Below are 16,650 nucleotides of genomic sequence, written 5' to 3'. Positions count from 1 at the left end.
TTGCCGTGCCGCACAAAACCGCCTATTGTGACTGCCAATTCCCAGTCTTTCCTCAAAGAAGGAGACCCTGATGGCGTCGCAAGCGTCCGGCTCACGGAAAACATCAAAAAAACAGGATAGTCCCAAGATCGCGGAATTCGACCGTGATCAGGAAATGCATGCTCTTCGTGAGATGCTGATGATCCGCCGTTTCGAGGAAAAGGCCGGCCAGCTTTACGGCATGGGCTTCATCGGCGGTTTCTGTCACCTTTACATCGGCCAGGAAGCCGTCGTTGTCGGCATGCAGATGGCGCTTAAGGATGGCGACCAGATCATCACCAGCTACCGCGACCACGGTCATATGCTGGCAACCGGCATGGAAGCGCGCGGCGTGATGGCCGAGCTGACCGGCCGCCGCTCGGGCTATTCCAAGGGCAAGGGCGGTTCGATGCACATGTTCTCCAAGGAGAAGGCGTTTTACGGCGGTCACGGCATCGTCGGCGCGCAGGTCCCGCTCGGAACCGGTCTCGCCTTTGCCAACCGTTACCGCGAGAACGACCATGTCGCCGTCGTCTATTACGGCGATGGCGCGGCCAATCAGGGCCAGGTCTATGAAAGCTTCAACATGGCCGAGCTTTGGAAGCTGCCGGTGGTCTATGTTGTCGAAAACAACCGCTATGCCATGGGCACCTCGGTTACGCGCTCGTCGGCCGAGACCGACTTTTCCAAGCGCGGCGCATCTTTCAACATTCCCGGCAAGCAGGTCGACGGCATGGATGTCCGCGCCGTCAAGGCGGCAGCCGAAGAGGCGGAAAAGTTCGCGCGTGAAGGCAACGGGCCGTTCATCCTCGAAATGATGACCTACCGCTATCGCGGCCACTCGATGTCGGACCCGGCGAAATACCGCTCCAAGGACGAGGTCCAGAAGATGCGCGCCGAGCACGACCCGATCGAGCAGGTCAGGAAGCGGCTTCTGGACAAGAAGTGGGCGACGGAAGACGAGTTGAAGGCGATCGACAAGGATGTGCGTTCGGTCATCTCTGACGCCGCCGATTTCGCCCAGACCGATCCGGAGCCGGATGCGTCCGAGCTCTACACCGACATCCTGCGCTAAGACGGGGAGGGATATCATGCCTACCAATATTCTCATGCCGGCACTCTCCCCGACGATGGAAGAGGGCAACCTTACAAAGTGGCTCAAGAAGGAAGGCGACAGCGTCGCCGCCGGTGACGTGATCGCCGAGATCGAGACCGACAAGGCGACGATGGAAGTCGAAGCCGTGGACGAAGGCACGATCGGCAAGATCCTGGTCGAGGAAGGTGCCGAGGGCGTCAAGGTCAACACCCCGATCGCCGTGCTGCTGGAAGAGGGCGAAAGCGCCGACGATATCGGCAAGGCCGACGCCGCCGAGCAGCCGAAACAGTCCGAAAGGGCCCCCGAGGTCGAGCAGGAAGAAAAGCCGCAGGCTTCCGCTTCCAACGCGCCGGCCGAACCGAAGGCCATCGAGGTCGCCTCCGATCCGGATATTCCGGAAGGCACCGAAATGGTTTCGACCACGGTGCGTGAAGCGCTGCGCGACGCCATGGCCGAAGAAATGCGCGCCGATGGCGATGTCTTCGTCATGGGCGAGGAAGTCGCCGAATATCAGGGCGCCTACAAGATCACGCAGGGCTTGCTGCAGGAATTCGGCGCCAAGCGCGTGGTCGATACCCCGATCACCGAGCACGGCTTTACCGGCGTTGCCGTGGGCGCTGCCCTTGCCGGGCTGAAGCCGATCGTCGAGTTCATGACCTTCAACTTCGCCATGCAGGCGATGGACCAGATCATCAACTCCGCCGCCAAGACGCACTATATGTCCGGCGGCCAGATGGAATCGTCGATCGTGTTCCGCGGTCCGAACGGCGCGGCAGCCCGCGTGGCGGCCCAGCACTCGCAGTGCTACGCTTCGTGGTACAGCCACATTCCGGGCCTCAAGGTCGTCATGCCCTATACGGCCGCCGACGCCAAGGGCCTCCTGAAGGCGGCGATCCGCGATCCCAATCCGGTGATCTTCCTCGAAAACGAAATTCTCTACGGCCACAAGTTCGATGTGCCGAAGCTTGATGATTTCGTGCTGCCGATCGGCAAGGCCCGTATCCACAAGCAGGGCAAGGACGCAACGATCGTTTCCTTCGGCATCGGCATGACCTATGCGGTGGAAGCGGCGGCCAAGCTTGAGGAGGAAGGCATCGATGTCGAGATCATCGACCTGCGCACCATCCGTCCGATGGATCTGCCGACGGTCATCGAATCGGTGAAAAAGACCGGTCGTCTGGTCACAGTCGAGGAAGGCTTCCCGCAGTCCTCCGTCGGCACCGAGATCGCGACCCGCGTCATGCAGCAGGCCTTCGACTATCTCGATGCGCCGATCATGACGATCGCCGGCAAGGATGTTCCGATGCCCTACGCCGCCAACCTCGAAAAGCTCGCCCTGCCGAACGTCGGTGAAGTCATCGATGCGGTCAAGGCCGTCTGCTACAAGTAAGGGAGCGTCAAGATGCCCATCAAGATTACGATGCCGGCGCTTTCGCCGACCATGGAAGAGGGCAATCTTTCCAAGTGGCTGGTCAAGGAAGGCGACAGCGTTTCGGCCGGTGATGTGATTGCCGAGATCGAGACAGACAAGGCGACGATGGAAGTCGAAGCCGTCGACGAGGGCACGGTCGCCAAGATCGTGGTGCCGGAAGGCACAGATGGCGTGGCGGTCAATGCCCTGATCGCGATCCTCGCCGAAGAAGGTGAGGACGCTGCCGAAGCCGCCAAGGCGGCCGATGGCGGCGATGCGCCGGCAAAGGAAGCTCCCAAGGAAGAAAAGCCGAAGGAAGCGCCCAAGAAAGAGGCCAAGGCCGAGAAGTCTTCCTCCGACGAAACGGCCGAAAAGGTCGCCAAGGGCGGCATTCCGTCTTCCGATACACCGGTTCCCGAGCCCAAGGCGCCCGCGGCGCCCAAGGCCGATGGCGAGCGCATCTTCGCCTCGCCGCTTGCCCGTCGTCTGGCCAAGGAAGCCGGTCTCGATCTGACTGCGCTTTCCGGTTCTGGCCCGCATGGCCGCATCGTCAAGCGCGATATCGAGAAGGCCGAGAGCGAAGGCGTCGGCAAGGCCGCTGCCAAGCCGGAAGCCGGCAGGCAAGAGGCTGCCGCCGCGCCGCTGCCGAAGGCGACCTCGGAAGAGGCTGTTCTCAAGCTGTTCGAGGAAGGCTCTTACGAACTCGTGCCGCATGACGGCATGCGCAAGACGATCGCCAAGCGTCTGGTCGAATCCAAGCAGACCGTGCCGCATTTCTATGTCACGATCGATTGCGAGCTCGACGCGCTTCTGGCGCTTCGCAGCCAGCTCAACAAGGCAGCGCCCGTCAGGGACGACAAGCCGGCCTACAAGCTCTCCGTCAACGACATGGTCATCAAGGCCATGGCGCTTGCACTCCGGGATGTGCCGAACGCCAACGTCTCCTGGACGGAAAGCAACATGGTCGTCCACAAGCATGTCGATGTCGGCGTTGCGGTGTCGATCCCGGGCGGCCTGATCACCCCGATCGTGCGCCGGGCGGAGGAAAAGCCGCTCTCGGTCATCTCCAACGAGATGAAGGATCTGGGCAGCCGCGCTCGTGAGAAGAAGCTGAAGCCCGCCGAATACCAGGGCGGAACGACGGCTGTTTCGAACATGGGCATGATGGGCGTCAAGGACTTCGCTGCCGTCATCAACCCGCCGCACGCCTCGATCCTCGCCATTGGCGCGGGTGAAAAGCGTCCGGTGGTCAAGAATGACGAACTGGCGATCGCGACCATGATGTCGGTCACGCTTTCGACCGACCACCGTTGCGTCGATGGCGCTCTGGCGGCCGAGGTTCTGGCGGCGTTCAAGGGCTATATCGAAAACCCGATGTCGATGCTGGTCTGAGGGCGGTCCGATGAAGACGGTTCTCTGCTACGGCGATTCGCTGACGTTCGGTCATGACGCGGCCGGGCAGCGCCGTCATGCGCATGAGGACCGCTGGCCGATGGTGCTGCAGAAGGCTCTGGGGGAGGGCGTTCACGTTCTCCCCGAGGCGCTGGGCGGCCGCACCACGGCCTTTGACGATCACACGGCGGCGGCTGACCGCAACGGCGCGCGGGTTCTGCCCACGCTGCTTGCCAGCCACACGCCGCTCGATCTGGTCATCATCATGCTCGGCACCAACGACCTGAAGCCGTGGACCGGCGGCGGGGCGTTGGCGGCGCGAAACGGCATGAAGCGGCTGATCGAGATCGTAAGGGCGCATCCCTATCCCTTCGATCATGCCGCGCCGGATATCCTGGTGGTTGCGCCGCCGCATGCGGTACCTACCGCCAACGATACCGGCATGGGGTTCCTGAAGGGCGTGGTCGAGCAATCGCAGATGCTCTCGACCTTCTACAGCGAACTGGCCGATGAGTTGGGCTGCGGTTTCTATGATGCGGCCTCGGTTTCGCGCGCAAGCCCGGTGGACGGCGTCCATCTCGATGCGGAAAATACCCACGCCATCGGCCGCGGTCTCGAACCGATCGTCAGGATGATGCTCGGCCTGTGATTTTTTTTGATTAATATCAAGGAGTGGACACGAAGCGCGGATAGGGTGGATATCAACCACAACAGAGGAGATATCCATGTCGAACACCCCGCACGAACTGGCCGATGAATTCCCGGAATTCGCCGACCGGATTCACGAATTGAAGGTCGAGGATGCGCATTTTGCCAAGCTCTTCGACGACTATCATGAGGTAAACCGCGCGATCCACCGCGCGGAGGAAAACATCGAACCGACCGATGACCTGCACATGGAAGAGATGCGCAAGCGCCGGATGGTTCTGAAGGACGAAATCTACGGGATGCTGAAACAATAGAGCGGCGGCATCCCGCAAGCGGGCCGGGCGGTTTATTGCCCGGCTCCCCTTAAAGGAGATGTACCCGTGTCTGAGACCTACGATGTCCTCGTCATCGGCGCCGGCCCCGGTGGCTATATCGCCGCCATCCGCGCCGCCCAGCTCGGCCTGAAAACCGCGGTCGTCGAACGCGAACACATGGCCGGCATCTGCTCCAACTGGGGCTGCATCCCGACCAAGGCGCTGCTCAGATCCGCCGAAGTGCTCGACAACACCAATCACGCCAAGGAATACGGGCTCGTCATCGACGGCCAGGTCAAGGCCGATCTCGATGCGATCGTCAAGCGTTCGCGCGGCATTGCCGAGCGGATGAATGCCGGCGTGATCTATCTGATGAAGAAGAACAAGGTCGACATCATCTGGGGCGAGGCGACGCTGTCGAAGCCCGGCGAGGTGACCGTCTCCGAGGTCAAGAAGAAAGTGGTCGAGCCGCAGGCGCCGACGCCGAAGGGCGCCAAGGGTCCGGGCACCTACAACGCCAAGCACATCATCGTCGCGACCGGCGCACGGCCGCGCGCGCTGCCCGGCATCGAGCCCGATGGCAAGTTGATCTGGACCTATTTTGACGCGCTGAAGCCGGCCAAGCTGCCGAAATCGCTGCTGGTGATGGGCTCGGGCGCGATCGGCATCGAATTCGCCTCCTTCTATCGCTCGCTCGGCGTCGAGGTGACGGTGGTCGAGGTGATGAAGCAGGTCATGCCTGTCGAGGATAACGAGATCGCCAAATTCGCCCAGAAGCGGCTCGAAAAGCGCGGTATCAAGATCATGCTTGAAGCCAAGGTTGCGAAGGTCGAAAAGGGCGGAGACAACATCACCGCCCATGTCGAGACCAAGGACGGCAAGGTCGAGAAGATCACCGCCGACCGGATGATCTCGGCCGTCGGCGTGCAGGGCAATATCGAGAATATCGGGCTGGAAAAGCTCGGCATCAAGACCGATCGCGGCTGCATCGTCATCGACGACTATTGCAAGACCAATGTCGAGGGCATCTACGCGATCGGCGATGTCGCCGGCCCGCCGATGCTCGCCCACAAGGCCGAGCACGAGGCTGTGATCTGCGTCGAAAAGATCGCGGGCGAGAAGAACGTCCATCCGCTCGACAAACGCAAGGTCCCCGGCTGCACCTACTGCAATCCGCAGGTGGCTTCCATTGGCCTCACCGAAGCCAAGGCCAAGGAAGCCGGCCATGAGGTCCGCGTTGGCCGCTTCAGCTTCGCCGCAAACGGCAAGGCGGTGGCGCTCGGCGAGGATCAGGGCATGGTCAAGACCGTGTTCGACAAGAACACCGGCGAGCTGCTCGGCGCCCATATGGTGGGCGCGGAAGTGACCGAACTGATCGAGGGCTTCGTGGTCGCCATGAACCTGGAGACCACCGAGGAAGAACTGATGCACACGATCTTCCCGCATCCCACGCTTTCGGAAATGATGAAGGAAAGCGTGCTCGACGCATATGGGCGTGTACTTAACGCATGATTCCTCTATGTTATCGGTAGCGGGAACGAGAGGACCTGCTTCGACGTCTAGCAAAAAGGGAGACGCATTACATGGAAGAACAGGGTGTAGGCTGGATTGCCGCCATCATCATCGGCGGTATCGCCGGATGGCTCGCCGAGAAGTTCATGAAGTCCAATATGGGCATTCTCATGAACATCATCCTCGGCATTGTCGGCGCCATTGTTGCAAACGCAATTCTGGGCGTGTTCGGCATCGCCCTTGGCGGATGGCTGGGCTATCTGATCGCCGGTTTTATCGGCGCGGTGATTCTGATTTTCGTCGGACGCATGATCCGGCGCTGAGGCATTTCGCTGTTGGACGCAACGTCCGCGAAACTGCCATGAGAACAAGATAGACCGGAGCCGCGAAACGCGGTTCCGGTCTAACGGAAAACGAGGCCGCCCGGGCCGGAGAGGCCCGGCGGCGCTGAAGGACGAACAGATGGTTACGCTTCTCGATACGACAAGTGACGCACAAAAGCGCGTGCGCCATCCCGAAAAGGCCCACAGGCCCGATACCGAAGTGCTGCGCAAGCCGGACTGGATCCGCGTCAAGGCGCCGGTCTCGCGCGGCTATCAGGAAACCCGCGGCATCGTGAAGGACAACAAGCTCGTCACGGTCTGCGAGGAAGCCGGTTGTCCGAATATCGGCGAGTGCTGGGACAAGAAACACGCCTCGTTCATGATCATGGGCGAGATTTGCACCCGCGCCTGCGCCTTCTGCAATGTCGCGACCGGCAAACCCGGCGCGCTCGATCCGAACGAGCCGGAAAATATCGGCAAGGCCGTCGCCCAGATGGGGCTGATGCATGTCGTGATCACCTCGGTCGACCGCGACGATCTGGCCGATGGCGGCGCGGAGCATTTCGAGAAGGTGATCCACGCCATCCGCGCGGCCTCGCCGGCGACCACCATCGAGGTACTGACGCCGGATTTCCTGCGCAAGCCCGGCGCGCTGGAGCGCGTGGTGGCCGCCAGGCCCGACGTCTTCAATCATAATCTTGAAACCGTGCCGTCGAACTATCTGACGGTTCGCCCCGGCGCGCGTTACTTCCACTCGATCCGGCTATTGCAGCGGGTCAAGGAACTCGATCCGAACATGTTCACCAAGTCCGGCATCATGGTCGGTCTCGGCGAGGAGCGCAATGAAGTGCTCCAGCTCATGGACGATCTCAGAACCGCCGATGTCGATTTCCTGACCATCGGCCAGTATCTGCAGCCGACCCGCAAGCATCACCGCGTGGTGAATTTCGTGACGCCGGACGAGTTCAAGTCCTACGAGACGGTCGCCTATACCAAGGGCTTCCTGATGGTATCCGCGAGCCCGCTGACGCGTTCCTCGCATCACGCCGGCGAGGATTTCGCCCGGCTGCGCGAGAACCGCGCGAAGAAGCTTGCCATGGTGGCGGCTGAGTAGTCCGAGAATCCGATCCGTCCCGCGACAATAACGGAGCAGATCTTTGCCAACATTCCTGCAACATGCACTTATCGTGGCCGCCGGCGGCGCGCTCGGCTCCGTCGGTCGTCATTTTGTCGGCGTTCTGGCGACGCGTATGGGCGCCATCACTTTCCCTTGGGGCACGCTGGCGGTCAATATCATCGGCTCGCTGCTCATCGGATTGCTGGTGGAGGCTGTGGCGCGGGTGCTGAACGAATCCGCCGAGGCGCGGATGTTCATCGTGATCGGCTTTCTGGGCGGCTTCACCACCTTCTCCTCGTTCTCGCTCGACGCCATGAACATGATCGAGCGCGGCGACGTGCTGCCGGCCATAGCCTATGTCATCGGCAGCGTGGCGATCGGGCTGGGCGCAGTGTGGGCTGGGCTTGCCATCGGGCGGTTGGTATTTTAGCCCGTTTCATTCCACGCGATCATGCGATAGAAGCCTTCTCCTGAGAACAAGGGCGTACCGCATGGCAGGCATCGAACATATCAAGGTGGATCACGACGAGGCGGGCATGCGCCTCGACCGTTGGTTCAAGCAGCATTATCCGGGCCTCGGCTTCGGCGCGCTGCAAAAGCTGCTGCGCTCCGGGCAGATACGCGTCGACGGCGGGCGGGTGAAAGCCGATACCCGGGTCGAGCCTGGCCAGATGATCCGCATTCCGCCGATGAATGTCGACCCGAAGAAATCCGGCCCGATACCGGGCAGGGACCTGAAGCATTCCCCGGATGGCGAGCTTCTCTCACGCATGCTGCTGCATGAGGATGAACGGGTGTTCGTGCTCAACAAGCCCGCCGGCCTAGCGGTGCAGGGCGGCTCCGGCGTGGTGCGCCATATCGACAAGATGCTGGAGGCCTGGACCAACAGGAAGGGCGAAAAGCCGCGCCTCGTGCACCGCCTTGATCGAGACACCTCCGGCGTGCTGGTGATTGCCCGCTCGCGCCGCGCCGCGCAGTCGCTGACGGAAGCCTTTCGCCACCGCACGACCAAGAAGACCTACTGGTCGCTGGTCAAGGGCGTGCCGCGCCAGCGCGAGGACAAGATATCGACCTGGCTGGTGAAGGAACAGACGCCCGATGGCGACCGCATGCGGATCGCGAAGCATGGCGAGGCGGATGCCGATCATGCGGTTTCCTTCTACCGCGTGGTCGATACGGCGGCCCATACGCTCGCCTGGCTGGAAATGGAGCCCTATACCGGGCGCACCCATCAGCTGCGCGTCCACGCCCATCATATCGGTCACCCGATCATCGGCGATCCGAAATATTTCGATGACGATCCCAACTGGGAGTTTCCGGGCGGCATTCAGAAGCGGCTTCACCTTCATGCCCGCCACATCGATGTGCCCCATCCTGATGGCGGACGGCTGAGGGTCACCGCGCCGCTGCCCCCGCACATGGTGCAGAGCTGGAACCTGCTCGGCTTCGACGCCGACCGCGAGGATCTCGACAAGGAATGACATGAGACTTGTATTGTTCGACTGCGATGGCACCCTGGTGGATACGATCGCCATCATCCAGGAATCGATGGCGCGCACGTTCACCCGTTTCGGCTACCCCGTTCCGGCCATCGAGAAGACCCGCGCGACCGTTGGTCTGACGCTCGATACATCGATCTCGCTGCTGCTCGGTCGCGAGGGACCGGACGAGGAATGCCGCGAGATGATGGCCTATTACCGCTCGCTGTTTGCCGTGGTGCGCGCCGATCCGGCCTTGCAGGAGCGGCTGTTCGATGGCGTCGCTCCGATGCTGGAGCACCTTTTCCTGCAGGATGATCTCCTGATCGGCGCCGTGACCGGAAAATCGCGGCGTGGGCTCGATCACATGCTCGATCTGCATGGCTATGCCAGCAAGTTCGTGGTGTCGCGCACCGCCGATGACTGCCCCTCCAAGCCGCACCCGGCGATGGTGCTGGAATGCTGCGTCGAGACCGGCATCGAGCCGGCCGAAACCGTTGTGATCGGCGATTCCGTCTATGACATGCAGATGTCTCGCTCCGCCGGCGCCGATGCGATCGGCGTATCCTGGGGGTATGGCGCAACCACGGACCTGACCACCTCGGGCGCCTCCGCGATTGCCGAAAACCCGGATGATATATTGAAACTCGTGCTGAAGACCGTCCAATGACCGAGACCGATCCGATCCGCCGCTCGCAGGAACTGATGCGGGCCGAACTGCCGAAGAAATTCTATCAGAACGCCACAGTCGAGCAGGAAGGCGAGGGGTTTGCGATCAAACTCGATGGCCGCGGCGTGAAGTCACCCGGCCGCAATCCGCTGATCTTGCCGACCGCGGCTGCCGCCGAAATGGTGCGCGCCGAATGGCAGGCGCAGGAAAAGGTGATCGATCCGGCGAAAATGCCGGTCACGCGGCTTGCCAATACCGTGATCGATGGCGTGATGCAAAACGCCGATGCTGTGTTCGAGGAAATCCTCGCCTATGCCGGCAATGACATGCTGTTCTACCGCGCAGAAAGCCCCGAGGAGCTTGTGGCTCGGCAGGCGGAGCGCTGGGACCCGGTTCTCGACTGGATGGCGGAGGAATTCGGCGCGCGCTTCGTGCTCGTGGAAGGTATTATGTTTTCCGAGCAACCAACTGAAAGCATTGCGGCTTTCAGGAGCGAGATCGACCGTCACCGCGCACCTTTCGCGCTTGGAAGTCTCCACGTCATGACGACGCTCACCGGCTCGGCCCTTGTCACCCTCGCGCTGGCCCGCCGCCGCCTGACGCTGGACGAGGCCTGGGCGCTCGCCAATCTGGAAGAGGACTGGACCATCGAACACTGGGGTGAGGACGCCGAAGCCGCCGCCCGCCGCGCGAAACGCTTCGAGGACATGAAGGCCGCGCATGATTTGTTCGTGGCGCTGGGGTAGCGAGCTGAGCTTTCGGTCACGCTCGGGCCCGCTGTGCGGCCTTGAGACATGCCTGACACTTCCCGGATCGGGCTGAAGCGTTCATGAAATCACGCCATCGGCTCCTGCTCGACCGTCACGCCGGCCGAGCAGGAGAACAGGCTCCCTACCAGCGCTGATGCACATGCGGCGCGATGCGGGTGCGGTAGATTTCCTCCATCGCCGCCATCACATCGGCGCCGATCACCGGCAGGTCGGAGGCGGAGGCGTTTGCCTTGGCCTGTTCGGCGTTGCGCGCGCCGGGAATGGCGACGGTGACCGCCTCGTTCATCAGGATCCAGCGCAGCGCGAAGGCGGCCATGCCGGTGCCGCGCGGCACGTGCTTGCGGACTTCGTCGACAGCGTCGAGCGCGATCTCGAACGGCACGCCGGCAAAGGTTTCTCCGACATCGAAGGCGTCACCCTTGCGGTTGAAATTACGGTGATCTTCTTTGTCGAAAACGGTATCGCGGGTGATCTTGCCCGACAAAAGCCCGCTTGCCAGCGGCACCCGAATGATGACGGCGATGTTTTTCCGCTTGGCTTCCGGGAAGAACAGCGAGGCCGGGCGCTGGCGGAAGATATTGTAGATGATCTGGACGCTGGCGACGCCCCGAAACTCGATCGCCTTCAGCGCCTCCTCGACCTTTTCGACGCTGACGCCGTAATTGGCGATCTTGCCCTTGGCCTTCAGCGCGTCGAGCGCCTCGAACACCTCCGGACGATAAAACGCCTCGGTCGGCGGGCAGTGGAGTTGCACGAGGTCGAGCCGCTCCATCCTGAGGTTCTTCAGGCTGCGGTCGACGAAGGCTTCCAGATTCTCAAGATTGTAGCCATCGGCGGTATGCGGGTTCAGCCTGCGGCCGGCCTTGGTGGCGACGAACGGCTTCTGGCCGCCGCGATCGGCGAGCACATCGGCGATGATCTTTTCGGAGCGGCCGTCGCCATAGACATCGGCCGTATCGACGAAGTTGATGCCCGAATCGAGGGCGGCGTGCAGCGCGGCGCGGCCATCCTCCTCGCTGACCGAGCCCCAGCTTCCGCCGATCTGCCAGGCGCCGAAGCCGATATTGGAAACGGGTCGCCCGGTGCGGCCGAAATTGTGATAGTGCATGATGTCCTCCGGTGATGGTCAGCCCGCGAAAATGCGGGTGGGATAAAGCGCGACGCCGGCGCTTTGGGGTTGAAGTGTCGTCGCGAACTCTTTTACCCCTTCGAGACAAGAAGACAAATGAGGCAAGTTTGACCGGTTTCCGTTTTATCCACGCCGCCGACCTGCATCTTGGGAGCCCGCTCTCGGGGCTTGCGCTCAAGGACCGGCAGATTGCCGAGCGCTTTGCCGCCGCCGGCCGCGAAGCCTTCACGGCGCTGATCGATTGCGCGATCGAGAGCGCGGTGGATTTCATGGTGATCGCCGGCGATGTCTATGACGGGGCCTGGCGCGACAACAGCGTCGGCCTGTTCTTCAACCGCGAGATCGCGCGGCTTTCGCGCGCTGAAATCCCGGTCTATTTCCTACGCGGCAATCATGATGCCGAAAGCATCGTCACCCGCACGATCGCGATGCCGGACGGCGTCAAAGAATTCTCGACGCGCCAGCCCGAGACCTTCACCATTGACAGGCTGAAAGTGGCGCTCCACGGCCAGGGCTTTGCCGATCGCGTGGCGGGCGACAATCTGGCGCTTGCCTATCCGCCGGCGGTACCGGGCCATTTCAACATCGGCGTGTTGCACACCTCGCTGTCGGGCCGGCCGCCGCATGCCGTCTACGCGCCATGCACGCCGGCGGACCTTGCCTCGCGCGGCTATGATTACTGGGCGCTCGGCCATGTCCACGCCTTCGAGGAAGTGTCCGCCGATCCGCTGACGCTCTATCCAGGCAATCTCCAGGGGCGCAATATCCGCGAAACCGGCGACAAGGGCGCGGTGCTGGTGACGGTCGAGGACGGCAGGCCGCGCTATGAACGCATCATTCTCGACCGCGCCCGGTTCGAGGCCGTTTCCGTGGCAATTGCGCCCGACATGAAGGAAAGCGATGTCCTGCAGGCGGTGGAGGCGACGCTGGCAGCGCTTGCGGAAGCGGCCAACGCGCGGCCCGTGGCGCTGCGTCTGACGCTTGAAGGCCGCCATGGCGATGCGCACAGGATGCGCGCGGCCCATGGCGAATGGCACGACGACCTCCAGGCCGCCTGCCAGCGGGTGCACGCCGATCTGTGGCTTGAGAAACTGGTTATCGCGCTTGAAGCGCCGATGACCTCCCGCAGACTTCTGCCGGATAGTGACCTCGATATCGAGGCTATGATTGAGGCGCTGGCCGGTGACGACGCGATCGACGCCGAAATCGAGGCGCTGATAAACGAGATCGCGGTGAAGCTGCCCGGCGGCGTCGGCGCCAGAGATGAAGCCTTTTCGGCGTCGCGTGCCGACCTTCTGGCGGAAGCCCGCGCCATTCTCGGCGCGCGGCTGGAGGGTTGAGGCATGCGTTTCCTGTCGCTCGATCTCATCCGCTACGGCCATTTCACCGACCGGACCATCGCATTCCGGCCCGACGCCGCGCTTCATATCGTCTATGGCCCGAACGAGGCCGGCAAATCCTCCGCGCTCGCCGCCTTCTCCGACCTTTTGTTCGGATTTCCCGACCGCAATGTCGGCTATGATTTCCTGCATCCCGCGCGCGACCTGCGCCTCGGCGCGAGGCTCCGCGCGCATGGCGGAACCGAACTCGCCTTTCGCCGGCGCAAGGGCCGCAGCAATACGCTGCTCGATGCCGAAACCGAAGCCGCACTGAACGATGACGCGCTCGCCGGCTTTGTCGGCAGCCTCGACCGGGCGGTGTTCGAGCGCGCCTTCGGGCTCGATTCGGTCAGACTCAGGGCAGGGGCGGACGAGATGCTGGCCGATGGCGGGGAGATCGGCCAGATGCTGTTTTCCGCAGCCTCCGGCCTGACCGGGTTGCGAGCGGCGAGCGAGGCGCTGGCAGCGGAGGCCGACGGCATCTACGCGCCCCGCAAGTCGCAGACCCGCAGCTTCTATCAGGCGCTGGAGCGCTATGACGAAGCCCGCAAGGCCGAGCGCGACAGCCAACTCAATGCCAGCGACTGGACCGCGCTCATGAAGGAAGAACGCGAGATCGGGCAGGATTTTGCCAAAGTCGAGGAGCGGCAATTGCAGCGGGCGCGGCGGATCGGCGAGCTTGAGCGGCTGCAGCGGCTGCGCGGCCTGCTTGGCGAGATCGACGGGCACAGCGCGGCGCTGGCCGAATTCGCCGATATCGAGGCGATCGAGGACCGTATCGGTGAGGAGCTTGGTGAGCTTGAGGTCCGCCGCGCTCGGCTCGTTGAACAGATCGAGGCCAAGGAGACGCGGCAGGCGGTCGGACAGCGGGAACTGGAAGCGCTTGTCGTCGACGATGCGCTTCTGGCGCGCCGTGCCGAAATCGCCTGGCTGCAGCGCGAAAGCGGGCTTTACGAACAGGCGCTGGAGAGCCTGCCGCGCCGGCGGCACGAACTGCGCGATGTCGAGGCGCGGTTGCGGAGCGCTGCCGTTCAGCTTGGATTTGACTCTCTTGAAAATATGGAAAAGAGTTTTCCAAACAGTCTGTTGCGATCCGAGTTTCAAGCGATTGTGGAGCAGTCGAAAGAGCAGGGCCGCGCCATCCGTTCGGCCGAAAACGCCCTTTCGGAAAATCGCGAAACACTGGCGCGGCTGGAACAGCAGCATGGCGAGACCCATCTGCGCGATCCCGCGCCGCTGCGCAAAAACTATGAGGCGCTGCGCGACGATCTCGCCGGTATCAAAGAGGCGGAAACGCTTGAAACGGAGATCGCCGGCAAGGAGCGCGTGCTGTTGGAGCAGGCGGCCGGCCTGCGTCCCGCGGTGAATGATATTCTTGGCCTGCGGGCAGGCGATCTTCCTGCCGAGGCCGCGCTGAAGACCGCGTGCGACGATATCGCATCGGCAGAATCGGCGCTGGCCGCGTGCGACAGCGCGTTGGCGAAGGCCGAGGAGGAATGCGCGCGCCTGGAAGGATTGCTCGCCGAGGATCGCGAGGCCGGGCCGGTTCCGACGCGGGCGGCGATCGATGCGGCGCGGGCGGAGCGCGACCGGTTGTTCGAGACGCTCGACGGAGAGGATAGCGCCTATCGCGATGCCTTGCGCGCCGCCGACGATCTTGCCGACGACGCGCTCGACGATGCCGAGCGGGTGGCCCGCCATGCCGATAATCAGCGCCGGCTGGACCGGGAGATCGCCCAAAAGCAGCAGGGCGCGGAAAAACGCGAAGCCGCGCTTCTGTCGCTGCAGAAAACGCAGGCGGATTTCGAGGCGCTTTTTGCAGGGCTCGATTTTACGCCCGTGGCCCCCGGGGCGATGATCGAATGGCGGCGGCGGTTGGAAGCGCTGCTCGAGGCGCGGACCGCGCTCTATGCGCTGAAAGACAGGAAAGCGGTCCTTGACCGCAACAACGCGGCGCTGCGGGAGACGCTGGAGCGGCTCGCGAACGATCTCGGCACGGATGCGGCACTGCCGCTCGCCGCGCTTGCGCGCGATGTCGGTTCCGCGCTCGACCGCCTTGGCGAGCGCTGGACGGAGGCGCGGGAGCATGCGGGCGCGCTCAAGGCAGCGCGGCAGGCAGTCGAAAAGGGCGCGGAGCAGCTTGATCGGTTGCGGGTCGGGGAGAAAGCCTTGGGCGAGCGTTTTGCCGCGAGTCTCGAAAGTGTCGGCCTGCCGGGCGAAACCGGCCTGGCCGGCGCGGAGGCGGCGCTGGCGTTTTGGGCGGACCTGCCATCGCTTTTCGCGGACCGGACGCGGCTGGTGCAGGAGGCAGAGGCCGACGGCAAGCGCGTCGCCGCGTTCGACGCCGCCGCTCTGCAACTGGCGGAAGCCGCGGCGGCGGATATGGCGGGCGAACCGGCTTCGCGATTCGTCCACGAACTTGCCGAACGCGCGGCCGATCATGCAACGCGCGCGGCGCAGCGGGCAACGCTTAAGGAAAGCGCCGAGCGGCTTCGCATTGAGCTTGCGACCGACACGGGCGAGCGGGAAGAGATCGACGGCCGGATGGCAGCCATCGCCGCCACCTTGCCGGAGGGCGTCGCGATTAACGGTCTTTCGGCGCGGTTGCGGCAGCGGGCGGCATCGCGTCAGGCGCTGGCCGAAGCGCGGCAGCGTTTTTCGGGGATCAGCGACGGGGCCTCGGTGGAGGAGATCCGGACGCTCGCCGAAACGCTGGACGAGGTCGATTGCCGTCAGGAGCTCGCGCATCTGAAGGCCGATGCCGGGGAGGATGCGGCCGAGATCGAGGCGCTGCGCGAGCGGCGCATGGCGCTGCGTCACCGCAAGCAGGCGCTGGAGACCGGGCCGGGAAGCGAGACCGCCGCCTTCGATCGCGCCGCAGCCGAAGCGGAGGCGCAGGCGCTGGCCCGCCAATGGGTAGTGCTGAAGCTGGCCGGGCGGCTGCTGGATGGCGCGCTGGAGCGCTACCGGGAAAGCCGGTCCGATCCGATACTTGCGGCGGCGGGACGGCATTTCCGCACGCTGACACGCGACGGCTTCGAGGGCCTGTCACAGGCATACGGCGAGCATGATGCGCTGGTGCTGTCAGCCGTGCGCGCCGGCGGCGATGAAATCCGGGTCGAGGGGTTGAGCGACGGCACCCGCGACCAGCTCTATCTCGCGCTCCGACTTGCCTTTCTGGAGGATTACGCCAGCCGCAACGAGCCCGCGCCGCTGATCGTCGACGATATCTTCCAGACCTTCGACGATGCCCGCAGCGCGGCCGGCCTCAAGGCGCTTGCCGGCCTTGATGGGCTGCAGACCATCCTCTTTACCCACGAGTCGAGCATGGTGGAGATCGCCCGCAGGGAGTTGGGCGAGGCGGCGGACATCATAATGCTCGAACGAAGCTGA

Annotated in this window: 15 protein-coding genes; 14 read left to right on the top strand and 1 reads right to left on the bottom strand. The window is 63.4% G+C overall.

Features of this window, described 5'->3' with window-relative positions:
* Positions 1-70: 70 nt before the first annotated feature.
* From pdhA to K7H91_RS00235, 12 genes are all read left to right on the top strand, one after another.
* Positions 71-1,093 (top strand): pyruvate dehydrogenase (acetyl-transferring) E1 component subunit alpha, encoded by a 1,023-nt coding sequence (pdhA, locus tag K7H91_RS00290; RefSeq protein ID WP_230718093.1) that lies wholly within the window; start codon positions 71-73, stop codon positions 1,091-1,093.
* A 16-nt stretch (positions 1,094-1,109) separates the two neighbouring features.
* A complete protein-coding gene (locus K7H91_RS00285) occupies positions 1,110-2,504 on the top strand; it encodes a pyruvate dehydrogenase complex E1 component subunit beta (protein WP_230718091.1) in 1,395 nt (464 codons plus the stop codon).
* A 12-nt stretch (positions 2,505-2,516) separates the two neighbouring features.
* Entirely contained in the window at positions 2,517-3,917 is a 1,401-nt protein-coding gene (locus K7H91_RS00280; RefSeq protein WP_230718089.1) for a pyruvate dehydrogenase complex dihydrolipoamide acetyltransferase, read from the top strand.
* A 10-nt stretch (positions 3,918-3,927) separates the two neighbouring features.
* Positions 3,928-4,566 (top strand): SGNH/GDSL hydrolase family protein, encoded by a 639-nt coding sequence (locus K7H91_RS00275; protein ID WP_230718087.1) that lies wholly within the window; start codon positions 3,928-3,930, stop codon positions 4,564-4,566.
* A gap of 76 nt (positions 4,567-4,642) precedes the next feature.
* A complete protein-coding gene (locus K7H91_RS00270) occupies positions 4,643-4,879 on the top strand; it encodes a YdcH family protein (protein ID WP_230718085.1) in 237 nt (78 codons plus the stop codon).
* Between the two features lie 66 nt (positions 4,880-4,945).
* Positions 4,946-6,391, top strand: coding sequence for a dihydrolipoyl dehydrogenase (lpdA, locus tag K7H91_RS00265; RefSeq protein WP_230718083.1), 1,446 nt, complete (start codon positions 4,946-4,948; stop codon positions 6,389-6,391).
* Between the two features lie 71 nt (positions 6,392-6,462).
* Positions 6,463-6,714: a GlsB/YeaQ/YmgE family stress response membrane protein gene (locus K7H91_RS00260; RefSeq protein ID WP_018063078.1), complete on the top strand. Its 252-nt coding sequence runs from the start codon at positions 6,463-6,465 to the stop codon at positions 6,712-6,714.
* A gap of 139 nt (positions 6,715-6,853) precedes the next feature.
* Positions 6,854-7,828: a lipoyl synthase gene (lipA, locus tag K7H91_RS00255; protein WP_230718081.1), complete on the top strand. Its 975-nt coding sequence runs from the start codon at positions 6,854-6,856 to the stop codon at positions 7,826-7,828.
* Between the two features lie 55 nt (positions 7,829-7,883).
* Positions 7,884-8,261, top strand: a complete 378-nt coding sequence (crcB, locus tag K7H91_RS00250; protein WP_230718449.1) for a fluoride efflux transporter CrcB — start codon at positions 7,884-7,886, stop codon at positions 8,259-8,261.
* A gap of 61 nt (positions 8,262-8,322) precedes the next feature.
* On the top strand, positions 8,323-9,312 hold the full coding sequence (locus K7H91_RS00245; protein ID WP_230718079.1) for an RluA family pseudouridine synthase: 990 nt from the start codon (positions 8,323-8,325) through the stop codon (positions 9,310-9,312).
* Between the two features lies 1 nt (position 9,313).
* Positions 9,314-9,979: an HAD-IA family hydrolase gene (locus K7H91_RS00240; RefSeq protein WP_230718077.1), complete on the top strand. Its 666-nt coding sequence runs from the start codon at positions 9,314-9,316 to the stop codon at positions 9,977-9,979.
* Complete coding sequence (locus K7H91_RS00235; protein WP_230718075.1) at positions 9,976-10,725, top strand: ATP12 family chaperone protein; 750 nt, start codon at positions 9,976-9,978, stop codon at positions 10,723-10,725. The genes K7H91_RS00240 and K7H91_RS00235 overlap by 4 nt, the downstream gene beginning before the upstream one ends.
* A 145-nt stretch (positions 10,726-10,870) precedes the next feature.
* On the opposite strand, the gene K7H91_RS00230 is transcribed toward K7H91_RS00235, so the two are convergent.
* Positions 10,871-11,857, bottom strand: a complete 987-nt coding sequence (locus K7H91_RS00230) for an aldo/keto reductase (RefSeq protein WP_230718072.1) — start codon at positions 11,855-11,857, stop codon at positions 10,871-10,873.
* A gap of 128 nt (positions 11,858-11,985) precedes the next feature.
* Between K7H91_RS00230 and K7H91_RS00225 the strand changes: the two genes are divergently transcribed.
* Together K7H91_RS00225 and K7H91_RS00220 are read left to right on the top strand one after the other, a co-directional pair.
* The gene (locus tag K7H91_RS00225) at positions 11,986-13,218 is read left to right on the top strand and encodes a metallophosphoesterase family protein (protein WP_230718070.1); all 1,233 of its coding nucleotides are present in this window, start codon (positions 11,986-11,988) and stop codon (positions 13,216-13,218) included.
* Between the two features lie 3 nt (positions 13,219-13,221).
* Positions 13,222-16,650: an ATP-binding protein gene (locus K7H91_RS00220; protein WP_230718068.1), complete on the top strand. Its 3,429-nt coding sequence runs from the start codon at positions 13,222-13,224 to the stop codon at positions 16,648-16,650.

Origin of the sequence: Martelella mediterranea (assembly GCF_021021415.1) — a bacterium.
In the GTDB taxonomy this organism is placed as follows: domain Bacteria; phylum Pseudomonadota; class Alphaproteobacteria; order Rhizobiales; family Rhizobiaceae; genus Martelella; species Martelella mediterranea_C.
Note: the sequence above shows the minus strand (reverse complement) of the source record. Positions and strands in the feature narration are given on the sequence as shown.